The 17442-nt window shown below is 64.2% G+C and carries 15 protein-coding genes; 1 reads left to right on the top strand and 14 read right to left on the bottom strand.

Annotation, left to right across the window (positions count from 1 at the left end):
• Positions 1–3 precede the first annotated feature (3 nt).
• Positions 4–1461, top strand: a complete 1458-nt coding sequence (locus CUJ91_RS06765) for an HDOD domain-containing protein (RefSeq protein WP_006051085.1) — start codon at positions 4–6, stop codon at positions 1459–1461.
• 154 nt (positions 1462–1615) lie between these two features.
• Here CUJ91_RS06765 and CUJ91_RS06760 read toward each other — a convergent pair whose 3' ends face one another.
• The 14 genes from CUJ91_RS06760 to bamE form a co-directional block, all read right to left on the bottom strand.
• Complete coding sequence (locus CUJ91_RS06760; protein WP_107708407.1) at positions 1616–3031, bottom strand: EAL and HDOD domain-containing protein; 1416 nt, start codon at positions 3029–3031, stop codon at positions 1616–1618.
• A 306-nt stretch (positions 3032–3337) separates the two neighbouring features.
• Positions 3338–4132 (bottom strand): ABC transporter substrate-binding protein, encoded by a 795-nt coding sequence (locus CUJ91_RS06755; protein ID WP_053857895.1) that lies wholly within the window; start codon positions 4130–4132, stop codon positions 3338–3340.
• Positions 4133–4431: 299 nt separating this feature from the next.
• Positions 4432–5484 carry a succinylglutamate desuccinylase gene (astE, locus tag CUJ91_RS06750; RefSeq protein ID WP_029969182.1) on the bottom strand — a complete coding sequence of 351 codons (1053 nt, stop codon included), beginning with the start codon at positions 5482–5484 and terminating at the stop codon, positions 4432–4434.
• Positions 5468–6808: an N-succinylarginine dihydrolase gene (astB, locus tag CUJ91_RS06745; protein ID WP_006051089.1), complete on the bottom strand. Its 1341-nt coding sequence runs from the start codon at positions 6806–6808 to the stop codon at positions 5468–5470. Before astB ends, astE begins: the two co-directional genes overlap by 17 nt.
• A 9-nt stretch (positions 6809–6817) precedes the next feature.
• The gene (astD, locus tag CUJ91_RS06740; protein WP_107708520.1) at positions 6818–8281 is read right to left on the bottom strand and encodes a succinylglutamate-semialdehyde dehydrogenase; all 1464 of its coding nucleotides are present in this window, start codon (positions 8279–8281) and stop codon (positions 6818–6820) included.
• A 2-nt stretch (positions 8282–8283) separates the two neighbouring features.
• Entirely contained in the window at positions 8284–9321 is a 1038-nt protein-coding gene (gene astA / locus CUJ91_RS06735; RefSeq protein WP_107708409.1) for an arginine N-succinyltransferase, read from the bottom strand.
• On the bottom strand, positions 9318–10394 hold the full coding sequence (gene aruF / locus CUJ91_RS06730) for an arginine/ornithine succinyltransferase subunit alpha (RefSeq protein ID WP_053857893.1): 1077 nt from the start codon (positions 10392–10394) through the stop codon (positions 9318–9320). Before aruF ends, astA begins: the two co-directional genes overlap by 4 nt.
• A gap of 68 nt (positions 10395–10462) precedes the next feature.
• Positions 10463–11698 (bottom strand): aspartate aminotransferase family protein, encoded by a 1236-nt coding sequence (locus CUJ91_RS06725; RefSeq protein ID WP_029969174.1) that lies wholly within the window; start codon positions 11696–11698, stop codon positions 10463–10465.
• Positions 11699–11839: 141 nt separating this feature from the next.
• Positions 11840–12889, bottom strand: a complete 1050-nt coding sequence (locus CUJ91_RS06720; protein WP_006051094.1) for a GlxA family transcriptional regulator — start codon at positions 12887–12889, stop codon at positions 11840–11842.
• 49 nt (positions 12890–12938) lie between these two features.
• Positions 12939–13730, bottom strand: a complete 792-nt coding sequence (locus CUJ91_RS06715) for an ABC transporter ATP-binding protein (protein ID WP_107708412.1) — start codon at positions 13728–13730, stop codon at positions 12939–12941.
• A 44-nt stretch (positions 13731–13774) separates the two neighbouring features.
• A complete protein-coding gene (locus CUJ91_RS06710) occupies positions 13775–14488 on the bottom strand; it encodes an ABC transporter permease (RefSeq protein ID WP_107708414.1) in 714 nt (237 codons plus the stop codon).
• 4 nt (positions 14489–14492) lie between these two features.
• The gene (locus CUJ91_RS06705) at positions 14493–15182 is read right to left on the bottom strand and encodes an ABC transporter permease (protein ID WP_006051097.1); all 690 of its coding nucleotides are present in this window, start codon (positions 15180–15182) and stop codon (positions 14493–14495) included.
• 325 nt (positions 15183–15507) lie between these two features.
• Positions 15508–16461 (bottom strand): patatin-like phospholipase family protein, encoded by a 954-nt coding sequence (locus tag CUJ91_RS06700; RefSeq protein ID WP_006051098.1) that lies wholly within the window; start codon positions 16459–16461, stop codon positions 15508–15510.
• Positions 16462–16508: 47 nt separating this feature from the next.
• Positions 16509–17060: an outer membrane protein assembly factor BamE domain-containing protein gene (gene bamE / locus CUJ91_RS06695; RefSeq protein ID WP_107708417.1), complete on the bottom strand. Its 552-nt coding sequence runs from the start codon at positions 17058–17060 to the stop codon at positions 16509–16511.
• Positions 17061–17442: the final 382 nt, after the last annotated feature.

Below are 17442 nucleotides of genomic sequence, written 5' to 3'. Positions count from 1 at the left end.
CACATGGTAAAGGCGGCGGTGCTCGACCGGCTCTGGACGCGAATGAGCGAGCGCGGCGATTTCCCCATGCTGTCGCAGTCGTTGCGCACCACCATGGCGGCAATGAACAACGACGACCTCGACTTCACCGGCCTCGTGCAGGTGGTGCTGTCGGACTTCGCATTGACGCAAAAAGTGCTGCGGCTCGCGAACTCGGCCATGTACATGGCGTTCGGCGGCAATATCACCACGGTGTCGCGCGCGTTGATGGTGCTCGGCATGGACGCGGTCGGTCATCTCGTCGTCGGCCTGAAGATCGTCGATCACTTTCATCACAGCGCGCCGCGCCGCATCGACGCGAAACTCGAACTGAACCGCACGCTGCTGTCGGGCTGCGTCGCGCGCAAGCTGACGGAGCGCGGCGATCTGCGTGCCGGCGAGGAAGCCGTGGTCTGCACGCTGATGCGGCAAATCGGCAAGCTGCTGGTGGTGTTCTATCTCGACGCGGAATGGGATCAGATTCGCCGGCACATCGAAGGCGGCACGCTCGAAGCGGATGCGTGCGTGCTGGTGCTCGGCGTGACGTTCGACGAAATCGGCGCCGAAGCCGCGGTGCGCTGGCGCCTGCCCGACATGATCCGCTCGGGCATGGGCGAGTTCGATCCGCAAGACACCGAACAGCCGCGCCAGGTGCAGTGGCTGCGCGCGATCACCAATTATTCGACGGCGGTCGCGGACGTCCTCACGCAGCAGAACATGCCCGACTTCGAGCGCGAGGAGCGCATCGCCGAGCTCGCGCAGGAATATAGCCGCGCGCTCAACACCGATCCCGAAGTGCTGCTCGAAATGAGCGTGGCGTTGGCGCGCGAGGAAGGCGGCGACGGCGTGATGCGCGAGATCGTCGAGTTGCGCGCGAATGCGGACGCAATGGCGCGCGAGGCGCTGGACCCCGAGTCGCGCATTGCGGCGGGCGTCCAGGATTTGCGCAATCTGCCTGACAGCAGCTCGCTCGCGCCGGCCCTCGGCATGGCGTCGGAAACGGTTCTCGCGGCGCTCGGCTTTGCGCGCACCGTGGTATTCGTCAAGCACAGCAACGGCACGTTCCGCGCACGTCTCGGCCTCGGCCCGAAAATCGACGCGGCGCTGCCCAAGCTCACGTTCAGCTCCGCGTTCGAGCCCGATGTGTTCCATCTGGCCATCGCGAATTCGGTGGGCATCTTCATCGAAAATGCGCGCGATCCGAAAATGGTCGCGCGGCTGCCCGAGTGGTTCCGCCGTTCGTTCGACGACGCCCGCGCCTTCGTGCTGTTACCCGTGGTGGATGAAACGGACCAGACGGTCGCGTTGCTGTATGGCGACTGGTCTCATACGCAGGAGCCACGCCGTATCTCGCAGAAGGAGATGAGCGTGCTGAACGAACTGGCCAGGGAGTTAGGCCGTTTTTTCGGCCTGGGGCAGATGCGGGAAATGGAGACGATGTAAAGACGTGGCGTGATCGCTGATCACGTCGCGTGAGTCTGCAGTTTTCTGTGTTTGCCCGACGCCAGGTGTTTTTAAGCTGAATTGCGAAGCTGATTTCCAAGGCTGATTTTGAAGCCGGCATGCGCTGCATGCCGGCTTCGTCGCAGGTGCGGCCTCAGTCCTCGATTCTTTCCAACCCTTCCGCGCTGCGGTCCGCGACGCCTGCCCAGGCGCCGGCCGCGAGTCCCATTTGCGCGACCTCTTCGATCGTCAACGGCGCAAGCTGCGCGCAGCGCGCGGCGAGCGTGTCCCACGCGCCGTTTTCCAACGCCTCGACGGCGGCGAGCAGTTGGCCGAGCACGCCCTCGCGATGCAGAATCGCCGCCTGAATCGGACGCGACAACGTCAGCACATTAAGCGTGCTTTCGAGCGAGCCGCCGAACACCGCATCGACGAATGAAAACACACCCGTGAGAAAGGCCGCGTCCGCTTCGTCGCGGCCCGCGTCCGGCAGACGCTCGATCGCCAGTTCCATGAAACGCGCGCGCGTGGCCGCGAGTTGCAGCAGAGGATCGTCTTCGAGCGCGACCTTGCGGCCGTCCGCATACAACAGCAACTGCGTCCAGCGCGCGATGCGGTCGGTGCCGGTTGCGTTGATCGCCTCGCGCAGCGTCGTGACCTTATGGCCGACCGCGAAGCCGCTCGAATTCGCGAGCTTCATCAGATGCATCACCAGCACCGGATTGAGCTTGAGCTCCGCTTCGAGCTGCGCGACGGTCGGGTCGCCGGCGAGCAATTGCAGCAGATTGAGCAACGCGTGGCGCGGTGCGCTGACACGGCGCGTCAACGAGGTTTGCGGACGCGCGAAGAAGTAGCCCTGGAAGCGGTCGAACCCGAGGCCGTGCGCCGTTTCGAAATCGGCTTGCGCGTCGAGCCCCGCTGCGATCAGCAGCTTGCCCGCCGATTTGAGCACGCTCGTCAGCTTGGGCAGCAGCGCGGCGGGCGCGCGCGTGATGTCGATCTTGATGGCTTCCGCGTAGGGCAAGAGCTTCGCGAAAGTCTCGTTGGGCTGCGTGACGTCGTCGAGCACGAAGCGATAGCGCCGGCCATGCAGCAGCACGATGCGCGCGATCAGATCGTCGTCGACGTGCATGTCGGGCGGCAGTTCGAACAGAAAGCGCTCGGCGGGCAGCCGCTCGATTGCGTCGTCGAACAGCATGTCGCGGTTCGTGTCGATATACGCAGGATGCCCGGTCAGCGCGTTGCGCACATTGCTCTCGACCAGTCCGCGGATGATCGCGCGGGCCACGCGTTGCGCGGGCGTGGGCGCCCGCCCGGCTCGCGGGTCTTGATCGTCTTGATCGTCTGCGCCGCTTTCGGTGTCTGCCTCAGAGCCGAGGTCGAACTGCGCCTCTGCCGGCGCTTCCGGCGCGCGTATCTTTAGCTCGTAGCCGCACAGCATGCCGTCCCGATTGAGGATGGGCTGCCGCGCGAAGCTGGCGTTCAACTGCGCATCGTCCGTGGCGTCGCTGGCGTCGCTGGTGTCGCTGGCATATGCACGGCCCGGATTTTCGACTGCAATGGTGCTCATTGTGGTCCCCCGCGAGGCGCCGCCCCGGCGCTTGCTGCTGTCTTGTGGTTTTCGCCGCACGGCAACGCGCGCGGCGTGTTTATCGTTTGCGACGTCGCGTTGGCGACGGCAACTTCGCCATCGCAGCGCGCCCGGCGATTTTAGCGCAGGCTGTCTTGCGCGCACATGTCCACAAAACAATATCTGGAAATATTTGGCAAGTGGACAAAGCCGATAACGCCCATGACGAGGCGGACAACCACGCGCACCATGCAAAACGGCCGCAAGCAGCGGCCGTTTTTTGTTGAGGCGTCAAGCAGCAACGCGTTACTTCAGCACCACTTTCACGTCGAAGTATTTCGCCGCGAAACGGTCGATCGTGCCGTCGGCCTTCAGTTCCTTCAGCGCCTGGTTCAACGCATCCTTCAACGCCTTGTCGCCGCGGCGAATGCCGAAGCCCACGCCCGCGCCGAGCAGCTTTTCGTCCGTGACGGCCGGTCCAGCGAACTCGAAGCCCGCGCCTTGCGGCTTCTTCAGAAAGCCCTTCGATGCCGCTTCCGCGTCCTGGAACGATGCATCCAGACGCCCGGACGAGAGGTCCGCGTAGATCTGATCCTGCGTCTGATACGGCACGACGTCGACACCGGCCGGCGCCCAACGCGCCTTCGCATAGGTTTCCTGAATCGTGCCCTGCAGCACGCCGACGTGCTTGCCCTTCAGCGACGCGGGCGTCGGCTGCAAGCCGCTGCCCTTCTTCGCGATCATCTGATTCGGGATCGTGTAGATCGGGTCGGTGAAGTCGATGGCCTGACGACGCTGCTCGGTGATCGTCATGTCCGAGTTGATCGCGTTGAATTTGCGCGCCTGCAACGCGGGAATCAGGCCGTCGAACGAATTCTCGACCCACACGCACTTCGCCTTCAGCTTCGCGCACACGGCATTGCCGACGTCGATGTCGAAGCCCTGCAGTTCGCCCGACGGCGACTTCGATTCGAACGGCGCATACGACGCCTCGACACCGAAGCGCACTTCCTTGATGTCCGCCGCCGAAGCGGACGCTGCCGTGAGCGTTGCCGTCGCGAATAGCGCGAGCGCAGCCGTGTTTCGCCAATTCATCTTCATTACGGGTGTTCCTCTACGGTATTGAACAGGACGGAGCCGAATCCGGACAGGCATGATTGCCGCGCCAAAAATGCGATTCAAACTCGCGCGGCCGTTGTGGTGCAGCGCAACAGCCGCGAGGCGGGGATTGTACAGGCTCGTTTGCCGCGGCTGCGTGGCGTTGGGGTGAAGGCTGCGTCGCGAGCGCGGGGCAGCGCTGAAGCGCAAAGCTGCAAGTTGATGTCGCGGTGGCGCAAGCAATGCAACGAGCTCAACCGGCGCGAATAGTATGCGCCTTCGTGTCTTTACACATCGCGCCGCTAGACGAGCGCGCCGTGCGTCTCTTCAGTCGTCTCGATCACCATCAAGCCCGCGCGCAAACCGGGCTTCACCGTCGCATTCGGAAACACGAGGCGCTCTTCGTCATGCTGCACGACGTAGCGATAGTCGCCATCGCGTGCGAGCAAGGTGTGCTTCGCGAACGGCGTGAAGTTCGCGACATCGGGCGCGACCAGCAATTCGAACGCGTCGCTTTGCTTCGTGATCTGGTCGATCACCGTGAAGGCGCGCGGCAGTTCCGCTTGCGTATTGCCATTCGTGCCCGCGAGCAGATGACGCAACGCCTGATCCGCGCCCGCAAAACGCGTGAGGTCGTTCTGGCCGAACGGACGCACCTTGCCGAGTTCCAGCGTGCACGCGTCGGCAGCGCAAGCCTGCGCGGTGAAATGCGAGTACGTGTTGCCCTTCGTGGTGTGCAACAGCACTGCGCTAATGCGCGCCTCGCCGAGCCACTCGAACATCGCGCGCGAAAATGGCCTGCCCGTATGCGGCAGCAGCGCGAAGCGCTCGAACGCGGACGCGCGGATCGCCGTGTGCATGTCGATATGCCAGCGCGCGCCCGGCTCTTTCGAAGCGGCATCGAAGAACTGCACAGCGGCCCGCTCGAGCGCCGCGGCGCGCGGCGCCTCGTGACTGTGCGGCAGTTGCAGATGCCGGCCGCTGAAGAGGCGATTGAGATCGTCGTCGCGATAGCGGCACGCGTCGCGCATCGCATCGACATTGCCGAGGATCGCGAGCAGGCGGCAGGTCAACGCTGCGTCGCCGCGCGCGATGTCGCGCACGAGATGCGACAGCAGTTCGATCGGCGCGGTTTCGTCGCCATGCACGCCGGCCGATGCAAGCACGCTGCGTGTGTTGTTCAAAGACGCGGCCGGCTCGAGCAGCAGCACGCCGTCATCGAGCCACGACCAGCGCACGCCGCCGGCGCACGTGCCTTGCATGTCGTTCGCGGCAGGCCGCGTGCCCGCGAGCGTATAGGCGAGGAAATCGTCGAGCATTGCGACCGGCTCGCCGCGCTCAGCGCTGGAAGTCATAGAGCGATCCGAGGCCGAGAATCTGCGTGAGTTCATCGAGCGCGGTGCGCGACTCGACGAGCAGTTTAGGATCGGCGAGATCAGACGGTGCGAGACGGTCGCGATAATGCTTTTCGATCCACGTATCGAGCCGCCCGAACAACGTGTCGTCGATCCACACGCCGCGTGTGACCGCCGCGCGCTCCGCTTCGTTCAGCACCACACGCAGACGCAGGCACGCCGGCCCGCCGCCGTTCTTCATGCTTTCGCGCAGATCGAACACGAGCACCTCGTCGATCGGACCCGTGTGCGACGTCAGATCGTCCAGATACGCGGCCACGCGCGGATTTTCGCGGCACTCCTGCGGTACCACCAGCACCTGCTTGCCGTCGGGGCGCGTCAGCAACTGGCTGTTGAACAGATACGACGAGACCGCGTCCGCCACGTTCACCTGTGCATCGGGCACTTCGATCACGTTGAAGTCCGCCTTCAGGCCAGCGAGTTTCGCGCGCAACTCGTCGTACACCGCCTGCTGTTCGACAAACGCAAGCTGATGACAGAACAGCGTATTGCGATTGCCGACCGCGATCACGTCGTTATGAAAAACGCCTGCGTCGATCACTTCGGGATTCTGTTGCGCGTAGACAGTTGCTTCTTCCTGCAAGCCATGACGATGCGCGACCGCGCGGCTCGCTTCGAACGTCTGACGCGCGGGAAAGCGTTTCGGCTCGGGTCCGCGGCGATACTCGCTGCGGCCGTACACGAAGAATTCGACGCCACGTGCGCCATATTCCGCGCTAAAGCGCGTGTGGTTCGCCGCACCTTCATCGCCGAGCGCGGGCGTGCCGGGCAAAGCCTCATGCACCGCGAAGCGATCGGCGTCGCTGAAAATCGCGCGCAACGTGCGGCGCGTCGATTCGTGTTCGATCGCGCGATGCAGTTTGCTGCACAGATTGGCCGGCGTGAAATGCACGCGGCCGTCGTGCGTGTCGGCGGACGGACTCACGGTCGCGGCATTCGCGGTCCACATCGCCGAAGCCGAACTCGCGGCGGCCAGCAACTCGGGCGCATTCTTCGCCACGTTGGCGATCACCGTGGCATCGTCGCCGGAAAAACCGAGCTCGCGCAACAGACGCACCGACGGCCGCTCCTGCGGCGGCAGCACGCCCTGATGAAAGCCGAGATCGGCCAACTGCTTCATCTTGCGCAGACCCTGCTTCGCGGCCGCCTTCGGATTCGCAACCGACTTCTCGTTGTTCTGCGACGCGACGTTGCCGAACGACAGCCCCGCATAGTTGTGCGTCGGGCCGACCAGGCCGTCGAAATTGGCTTCAGTGGCTTGCATCGTCGATCCTTAGAATTGAAGGCCCGGCGAGACGCTCGCGGGCATTTGCAGTTGCGCGCTTTCAACCGACGCCATCGGATACGCGCAGTAATCGGCCGCGTAATAAGCGCTCGGCCGGTGATTGCCCGAACGCCCCGGCCCGCCGAACGGCGCACCCGACGACGCGCCGTTGGTCGGCCGGTTCCAGTTGACGATGCCCGCGCGGATGGTGCGCTGGAAATGCGTCCACAGCGATTCGTCGTCGGCGAGCAGGCCCGCGGACAAACCGAACTCGGTGTCGTTGGCTTTTTCGAGCGCTTCGTTAAAGCTGTCGTAACGGATGATCTGCGCGAGCGGCCCGAAGTGTTCCTCGTCGGGCAGATTCTTCACGGCGCTCACGTCGAGAATGGCCGGCGTGACGAAGCCGAGCTTCGGATCGCGCTGCTCCATTTTCAGCAACGCATGTGCGCCATCCGCGAGCAAGCGTTCCTGCGCCGCGACGAGGCGCGAGGCCGCGCGCGCCGAGATCACCGCGCCCATGAAAGGCTGCGGCTCGGCGTTATATTCGCCGACGCTGATGCGCGAACTCACCTCGACGAAGCGCGCGAGAAAGCGCTCGCCGAACGCGTCGTTCGGTACGAAAATGCGGCGTGCGCAAGTGCAGCGCTGCCCCGCCGACAGAAACGCCGACTGGATCGTGTGATGCACGGCGGCGTCGATGTCCGCGACCGGCCCGATCACGAGCGGATTGTTGCCGCCCATTTCGAGCGCGAGCACGATCTCCGGCCGTCCGCCGAACTGCTTGTGCAACAACGTTCCGGTATCCGAACTACCGGTGAAGAACAGACCGTCGATCTGCCGATGATTCGCTAGCGCAACGCCCGTGTCCTTCTCGCCCTGCACGAGGTTCAGCACGCCGGCCGGCAAGCCCGCATCGGCCCAGATTTGCACGGTCAGCGCGGCGACGCCCGGCGCGAGTTCGGACGGCTTGAACACGACCGCATTGCCCGCGATCAGCGCCGGCACGATATGCCCGTTCGGCAGATGCCCAGGAAAGTTATACGGCCCGAACACGGCGACCACGCCATGCGGACGATGCCGCAAAACCGCGGTGCCGTCCGCCATCGACGAACGCTTTTCGCCGGTGCGCTCGTTGTACGCCTGAATCGAAATCTCGACTTTCGCGGCCATCGAAGCCGCTTCGGTGCGCGCTTCCCACAGCGGCTTGCCGGTCTCGCGGCCGATCGCTTCAGCGAGCGCTTCCTTGCGTTCGGTGACGAGCGCGGCGAAACGGCGCACCACCGCGCAACGCTCATCGAGACTCAGCGCCGACCATGCCGCGAACGCTCGCCGTGCGCCGCGCACCGCGCGATCCACGTCGTCCGCGGACGCGCTATTGCCTTCCCACACCGTCGCGCCCGTACCGGGGTTGCGCGACGCGAATGCGGGTCCTGTGCCGGCAGCCCATTCGCCGCCGATGAAAAGCTCGCTCATGATCATCCCTGTTTATGTTTCAGCGGCAGCACCCGCACCGGGTCGCCTGCCTTGACGCCGAGTGCCGACGCTTCGATCGCGTTCATGCGGAACACGCCGTCTTGCGGCACGCCCGCCGCCACGCCCACGCGAAAATCGCCGAGCGACGTGTTCGACACCATTGAACGCGGCGCATCCTGCGGCGCGCCCGCCGGCACGTCGGCCATTTCGAGCGGCACCATCACGCTTTCGCGCACCGTGCGCAAGTCGGAGATATGGCACTCGAGCACCGGACCGGCATCGAAAATATCGACGTGGTTCTCGTAGCGCAGCCCTTCCGCTTCGAGCATGCGGCGCGCCGGAATCGTGTCGCTATGCGTGAGGCCGACGCATTGCTGCGCTTCTTCAGGCAGCAACTCGACATACACCGGATAGCGCGGCATCAGCTCGGCAAGAAACGCCTTGCGTCCATGAGAACTGAGGTAATCGGCCGCGTTGAAGTCGATCTGATAGAAATGCGAGCCGACCGCGCGCCAGAACGGCGACGTGCCTTGCTCATCGAAATGGCCGCGCAATTCCGCGCACAAACGCTGCGGAAAGCGCTCGCGAAACTGCGCAAGAAACATGAAGCGCGAACGCGACAGCAGGCCGCCCACTCCGCTCGTGCGATAACGCGGGCTCAGAAACAGCGAGCACACTTCGGCGTAACCCGTCAGGTCATGCGAGATGTTGAGCGCGCGCATGCGCGTCCAGATGCCGAGGTCCTGGCTCGCGTGCACCACCGTGCTCACGCGATAGTTGTAGAACGGCTGCTGCAGGCCGACAGCCGCTTCGATGCCGCAGACGCCGGCGACGTCGCCGGTTTGCGTGTCTTCCATCACGAAGAAGTAGCCTGCTTCATGCGGCGCGGCCTTGTCTTCCATCGTGCGGCGCGCCCGTTCGACGCGTGCGGCAAGCGCTTCGCGGTCCGGCTTGAAGGTGGTGAGGCCTGGGCCGGTTTCCTGCGCGAGCCGCATCAACGCGTCCACATCGCCTCGTTGCACAACGCGAACGACGATCATTGCGCGTCTCCCGATTGTTCGTGCTGCTGTTGATCTTCTTCGTCTCCCGGACGATGCAGCGGCGCGCAACGCACCGCATTGCCGTCCTGCACGCCGAGTGCCGCCCGCGCCGCCTGCGCGAGGGGTGCCCCTTCGCTTTTCGTCGACGGCAGATCGCCGAGCACGCAGCGGAATTCGCCATCCACGCCGTTGTGCGCGATCAGATACGCAGCGCCGCTCGCGGCTGCGGCCGTCTCGTGCACGACGCGCGTTTCATTGCGCGCGACCGACGCACTGCGGTCCACCTGCGCGGTGAGCACCGGCCCCGCGTCGAAAATATCGATGAAGCGGTCCGTCTCGAAGCCTTCTTCCAGATGGATTTCATACGCCAGTAGAGCGTTCGAATCCGGCTCGCCGAGCACGCGCTGCGCGGCTTCGGGCAGCAAAGGCACATAGATCGGATACGTCGGCATCACTTCGGCGATAAACGTTCGGCTGCGTCCGCCCGATTCGATTTCGATGTCGGCAAAATCGCGGCCGAAGAACTTGCGCCCCACCGCTTCCCAGAATGGCGACACGCCATGCTCGTCGGTCACGCCGAGCAGCAGCGAGAACACCTCGGACGTAAAGCGCCTGCGATTCGCGGCGATGTACATCATGCGCGCGCGCGACAGCAGATGCGCAGCGGCGTCGCCACGCAGCGACGGGTCGATGTAATAGCCCGCGAGCCGGCTCTTGCCCGTCAGTTCATGCGACATGGTGAGCGCGTGAATCTTGCGGTTCACGTGCAATTCGCGCGACGCATGAATCAGCGCGTCGTTACGAAACGCGTAGAACGGGTCCGAATAACCCGCCGCCGCAATGATGCTCGCCGTGCCCATCAGTTTGCCGGTCTCGCTGTCTTCGAGCACGAACAGATAGAACTCCTCGCCCGGAAAGTCGACGTCCGCGCGAAACGAATCTTCCGACAGCGCGACGCGTGCCTCGAGCGCGCGCCGGTCGTGCGGCAGGGAATGCAGCACCGGTTGCGCGGTGCGCGCCATATGTTCGAGCGCATCGAGATCGGCGAGGCGGCCGGGGCGTACGAAGAGCATCATCGTTCCTGTTGAATGTGACGCATGAGTTCCCCTATGCGTCGGTGCGAGGCGTTGAACGCGCCGTTTTATTTCGACGCCGCTTCGGCCTTCGCGCCGACCACTTCGGCAATCGCTTTCGCGAGCCGTTCGAAGCCTTCGTTCATGTCGTCGAGCGGCATGATCAGCGACGGCACGAAGCGCAACACGTCCGGTCCCGCCATCAGCATGATCACGCCATGCTGGCCCGCGGCCGTGACGAAGTCTTTCGCGCGGCCCTTGTACGCATCCGTCAATTCGGCGCCGATCAACAGGCCCTTGCCGCGCACTTCGGTGAAGAGGCCGAAGCGCTCGTTGAGCTTCGCGAGATGACCCCTCAGCACGTCGCTGCGCGTGCGCACGCCTTCGAGGAGCTTCGGATCGCTAACCAGTTCGACCACCTTCTCCGCGATGGCCGAGCCAAGCGGATTGCCGCCATACGTGGTGCCATGCACGCCGACCTTGAAATGCGCGGCCAGTTCGTTCGTGGTCAGCATCGCGCCGATCGGGAAGCCGTTGCCGAGCGCCTTCGCGGTGGTCAAAATGTCCGGCGTGACGCCGGTGTCCTGATACGCGTAGAAGTAGCCGCTGCGGCCCACGCCCGTTTGCACTTCGTCGAAAATCAGCAGCGCGCCGTGCTGGTCGCAGGCTTCGCGCAGCGCTTTCAGGAACGCCGGATCGGCCGGAATCACCCCGCCCTCCCCCTGAATCGGCTCGACGATCACCGCGCAGGTCTTCGCGCCAATCGCCTTCTTCGCGGCCTCGATGTCGTTGTACGGCAAATGCACGATGCCTTGCGGCACCGGTCCGAAGCCTTCCGAATACTTCGGCTGACCGCCGACGCTGACAGTGAAGAACGTGCGGCCATGAAACGACTGCGTGAACGAGATCACTTCGAATTTCTCGGCGCCGTGGCGGTCGAACGCGACGCGGCGTGCGAGCTTCAGCGCCGCTTCGTTCGCTTCGGCGCCCGAGTTCGCGAAGAACGCGCGGTCCGCGAAGGTCAGGTCTTCGAGACGTTTCGCAAGACGCAACACCGGCTCGTTCGTGTAGCCATTGCCGATATGCCACAGCTTGCTGCCCTGCTCCTGCAAAACTTTCAGCAGTTCGGGATGCGCGTGACCGAGCGCGGTGACGGCGATGCCGCCGGCGAAGTCGATATAGTCGCGGCCCTGCGTATCCCAGACGCGTGAGCCGAGACCGCGATCCGGCACGAAGGCGGCGGGCGCGAATACCGGCACCATGACTTCGTCGAAGGTCTTGCGTGTCACAGTCAGGTCGTTCATGGCAAATCCTCGTTACGGTGAGAGGTAATACAGGTAGTGTAGGAAACCGCGCGCGATACGTCTTGCGCATACGCGACGCTTTCTATGAGCTTCCACCTCGCGGCGCGCTGCGAGCGGCGCCCGCCGCGAGCCGAGATGCTTTCAATCCGCGAGATCCGGCCGCTCGATCAACGCGCCCGCGCGCGGCTCGCTCGCCGCCGCGCCGCCCGCGCCCGTCTGCCGGTCGAGCCAGTTGCGGCGATCCTCGCGCGGCGTCACGCCGAAGCGCTCGCGGTATGCATTCGAAAAGTGCGCCGCCGACGAAAATCCGCACGCGAGGCTGATCTGCACGACCGATTTGCTGGTGCGCTGCAATTGCGTGCGCGCTTTCGAAAGGCGCAGACCCAAGTAGTATTTGGACGGCATCGAGCCGAGATACTGGCGAAAGAGGCGCTCCAGTTGCCGCCGCGAAACGCCGACGAGACCGGCGATTTCGTCGGTGGTGAGCGGGTCTTCGATATTCGCTTCCATCAGCATCAACGCATCGTTCAGACGCGGATGGCGCTCGCCCGGCGCGGTCACGAACGGAATGCGCTGACGTTCCTCGCCCGCGCGCAACACGCCGACGCCGAGCGTATCCGCGATGCGATCCGCGAGTTCGGGGCCGTGTTCGCGGCCGATCATCGCGAGCATGAAGTCGACGGTGGCCTGACCGCCCGCGCAAGTCGCGCGATCGCGGTCGATTTCGAAAATCTGCTGCGTGACGATGGAGCGCTCGAACTGCTCGGCGAACTGCTGATAGGTTTCCCAGTTCACGCTCACGCGATAGCCCGACAATTGCCCCGCCATCGCGAGCCACCACACGCCGTGATGAATACCGGTGACGAGCGGCGTGCGTTGCCCGACGCGCGCAAGGCTCGCGAGAAACAGCCGATAGTCGGCAAATTGCTGAAAGCGTTCCGTGATGACGATCAGCCAGTCGCACGCGATCGCGTCGCCGAATGCGGCGTCGGCGGGCCATTGCGCTCCGCCCGCGAGCGGCACCGCGCGGCCGTCCCACGAGCAGACCTGCACGCGATACAGCGCGCGGCCGTCGATTTCGTTGGCGAGATTGAGCGCGTCGACAATCGGCCCGACGCCCGACATCGACACGGGCGGCAATGCGACGATTGCAACCTGCGTGGTGCGTGCGGGACTGGACGTGCGGGCCATCAGCGGATCACAACGCGGCGAGCGGGCGAACGGGCGGACGCGGCGCGCGTTACTTCAGGCTGCCGGAGAGGAACTGCTTGAGCCGCTCGCTGCGCGGCGCGCTCAGCACTTCGGCGGGCAAGCCTTCTTCTTCCGTGCGGCCTTGATGCAGGAACATCACATGGTTCGACACGTTGCGCGCAAAACCCATTTCGTGGGTGACGACGATCATCGTGCGCCCTTCTTCCGCGAGCTTCTGCATGACCTTCAACACTTCGCCGACGAGTTCGGGATCGAGCGCCGAAGTCGGCTCGTCGAACAGCATCACATCGGGATTCATCGCGAGCGCGCGGGCAATCGCCACGCGCTGCTGCTGACCGCCGGACAGATGCGCCGGATACTGTTTTTCGACGCGCGGCGCGAGGCCCACCTTCTCGAGATATTCGCGCGCGCGCTCTTCGGCTTCGCGACGCGGCAGGCCGAGCACGTGAATCGGCGCCTCGACGACGTTCTCGATCACGTTCATATGCGCCCACAAATTGAAGTGCTGGAACACCATCGCGAGTTTCGTGCGAATGCGTTGCAACTGCTTGTGATCCGCGACTTCGAGATTGCCCGCGCGGTCGGCCTTCGTCTTGACCGCTTCGCCGTCGACGACAATCTGCCCCGCGTTCGGCCGCTCGAGAAAATTAATGCAGCGCAGGAAGGTGCTCTTGCCCGAACCGCTCGCGCCGATGATGCTGATCACGTCGCCCTTGTTCGCGTTCAGCGACACGCCCTTGAGCACTTCGTTGTCGCCGTAGCGCTTGTGGATGTCCTGCACGGCGAGCTTGCAAGCCTGGGTTTGCGTGGTGTGGAGCAAGGTGCTCTCCCTTTGAAAATACGATCGAACTTGCGACGGCGCGCTCAATGCGTGCGGACCGCCAGATAACCGAGCCAGTGACGCTCGGCGCGGCGGAACAGCGCGACGAGAGCAAACGACACCACGAGGTAGATCAACGCCGCGAGGCCGAATGCGTCGAACGAACGATAGGTTGCCGAATTCGCGTCGCGCGCCACCTTCAGGATATCCGGCACGGTAGCCGTGAACGCGACGGTGGTCGCGTGCAGCATCAGGATCACTTCGTTACTGTACAACGGCAAGGCGCGGCGCAGCGCGGACGGTATCACAATGCGGCGGTACATCGTGAACCAGCTCATGCCATAGGCACGGGCCGCTTCCACTTCGCCATGCGAGGTCGAACGAATCGCGCCGGCGAAGATCTCCGTGGTGTACGCGCAGGTGTTCAGCGCGAAAGCGAGAATCGCGCAGTGAAAGCCGCTGCGGAAAAACGCATCCAGCAGTTCATGCGAACGCACGAATTCGAGGCTGTACATGCCGGTGTAGATAAGCAGCAGTTGCACGTACAGCGGCGTGCCGCGAAATACATACGTGTAGAGACGCACGGGCGTCGACAGCCAGCGCTTTTTCGACACGCGCGCGACCGCGAGCGGAATCGCAAGACAAAAGCCGATGCCGACGGACACGACCAGCAGCCACAACGTGACCGCGAGGCCGGACATGCGCTGGCCGTCCCAGTAGAGAAACGCGCGCCAGAAGTCGTTGAGAATGTCGATCATGGTCTTAAAGCTCCGCGTGCCGGACGCCGATCGAATAGCGGCGTTCCAGCCAGATCAGCGCGAGGTTCGAGACGGTCGTCAGCGCGAGATAGATGAGCGCCGCGATCAGGATGAAGAAGAACATGTTGAAGGTGCTTTTGCCCGCGTCCTGCGCGGCCTTGACGACATCCGCGAGACCGATGATCGACACCAGCGCCGTCGCTTTCACCAGCACCTGCCAGTTGTTGCCGATGCCGGGCAGCGCGAAACGCATCATCTGCGGAAAGAGAATGCGCGCGAACACGCGCACGCCGCTCATGCCGTAGGCGCTGCCCGCTTCGAGCTGGCCGCGCGGCACGGCGAGAAACGCGCCGCGAAACGTCTCGGTGAAATACGCGCCGTAAATGAAGCCGAGCGTCAGCACGCCGGCGACGAATGGGTCGATGTCGAACTGCGCCACATCGAGCGCGTCGGTCAGATTGTTGACCGCGATCTGGATGCTGTAGAAAAGCAGCAGCATCAGCACGAGGTCGGGCACCGAGCGGATCAAGGTCGTGTAGCCGGTGGCGAGCGCGCGCAACGGCCGGTTGAGGGAGAGTTTCGCCGCCGCGCCCGCGAGGCCGAGCAGCACGGCGGCCGCGAGCGACAGCACCGACAGTTCGACCGTCTGGATCGTGCCGGCCAGCAGGACCGGACCAAAGCCGTATAGCACCACGCGTGTCTCCATCCAGTTTGGTTTGAGAACGCCTCGATGCAGCCGGCTCGTCGGACCCCGGCTCATCAGGCATGGCGCGGAGTCTCCCAAGCGAAAATTAATTTCTCAAAGGCCGACGCAAAGTTTGCTGCGCCGCAACAGGGTACGCGGAAAGCGCCGGGCGGCTCGCGGCGCTTGGTGTTGGGGGACGCGGCGGGATGCAGTCACCAGCGTGGCGCGGACGCGCCGCCGCGATTTAGCAAGTTTGAGGTCGCTTTTTCGATAGACGGCGCGCGCTTCGCGCAAGGCGAAGCGCGGCCGTGCGAAGACCAGGAGCGGGCCGCCGCTAGTCCATGCCGAGCCGCGCGCGGATCGCGGGCAGCATGTATTCGACCGCCGCGCGCCCTTCCTCGATGGCCGGCGCCGCGCGATGAAAATCGAAGATGCCCATGCCGCCCAGGCGCGGCTGGATCAGGATGTCCGCGGGCTCGCCCGCGAGGCGGCTGCGCGTGATCCGCACCTGCATGATGTCGATGCTTTGCGCGATCGAACTCAGCATGGACGGCACGCGCGCGCTCGGCGCGGGCGGCACGCGCACGTCGTCGGTCGCGCGCTCTTCGGCGGGCGCGAGCCAGCGCGGCCAGGGCTTGCCGTTGCGGCGCATCGAAACGGGCGTCGGTGCGTTCGGATCGATGGCGGGCGTGTCCACGACCGCGCCGCCGAAATCGCGTCCGTTGAGAATGTCGTTGTTCAGATCGACGGCAATCACGCAGTCGGCCCGCATGCCGCGCGCGACCGACACCGGCACCGGATTGCTCAACCCGCCGTCGACGAGCCATACGCCGTTGTGCCAAACCGGCGTGAAAATGCCGGGAATCGCAATCGACGCACGCACCGCGTCGACCACGCTGCCGTCCTGCAGCCAGCTTTCGCGGCCGGTGTCGAGTTCGGTGGCGACGGCGGCGAACGGCATGTTCAGTTGCGCGATGGACCGGCCGTTGAATTTGTCGGCGAATAACTGGATCACCTTGCGCCCGCCAAGCAGACCGCCGGACAAACGCAAGTCGAGCAGGCGCACGACCGTCTGCCACGTGAGCCGCGACACCCACTCCTCGAGCCAGTCCAGATCGCCGTTCGCATAGACGGCGCCGACCAGCGCGCCAATCGACGTGCCGCATACCACGTCGGGCTTGATGCCCGCGTCGTGCAGCGCGCGGATCGCGCCGATATGCGCCCAGCCGCGCGCGGCGCCGCCTCCCAACACCAGCCCGATACGGCTGTATCGACGTCGACGTATCATGATGCCCCCCGTCTTTCTTCGTCTGCTTCTCGTTGTTTACAGCGTTTCTAGCGCCCGCGCATGACGTCCGAACGCGATGTCGTGTACACCGTGTGATTCTGGTCGAAGTGCACGTTGAAAATGCCTTCTTCCGTCACGCCGCCCTCGCGCCACTTCCAGCTCCACACCGTTTCCGGCTTGAGCGGAAACACCGCGACCTGACCCGGTTTGCCGAGCAGCCGCCGCACTTCGTCCTCGCTCATGCCGATGCGGATCTTGCCGAAGTTCGCCGCGGTCAGCACTTGCGTGATGGATTGCAGTTTACCGTCCCGGTCAATGTCCACCATGTACGTATTCATACCTTGCGGACCACGTGGATACTCGAAGCGCTTCGAGCCGTCCGTAAAGGTGCGTTCGGTTTCGGGCTTGCCCATCTGCTCGCGGATCTGCGCTTCGGTCGTGACGCCCGGCGTCATGTCCTTGAGCAGCAGCGCGTCGGGCTTGACGGCGTTAAACAGGTCCTTGATTTTTTGCACGGCGTGCTCGCTCTGTTGGTCGTCGCACGCGGTGACCACGAGGCATGCAGCCAGCATGGCGACAAGAGGCAGTTTCAGGCTCACAGCAAATTTCCTGTAGCGATGCGGACGCGAATGACCGCATCGGTCGTGTAGTGATTCCCCGCTGGATTTCCCGCTCGACATCCGCTGGACGTTCCTTAGGGCGCGCTACAGGATAACCGCGTGACGCAAAAACCGCGAGCGCGCACACGGCGCGCAAAGACACGGCGAAACCGGCCTCGCAGGCGAAAAATGCAGGACGTAAAGCGCTTTTCCGACGATGACGCCCTCTGCGCGCCAATTATTGCAAAGCGCAACAGACGCAACAGAAAGCAAAAAGGCGACGCTGTGCAAAGCGTCGCCCATGCCGGACGGCAGTGAAGCGATGGTCGTGACGGCGGGTACGGTCAGTACGCCGGTCTTGAAGATGTGCGAAAACCGCGTG

Origin of the sequence: Paraburkholderia graminis (assembly GCF_003330785.1) — a bacterium.
GTDB lineage: Bacteria > Pseudomonadota > Gammaproteobacteria > Burkholderiales > Burkholderiaceae > Paraburkholderia > Paraburkholderia graminis.
The sequence above is the reverse complement of the archived record's forward strand: the minus strand, read 5'-3'. Positions and strand labels throughout refer to the sequence as shown.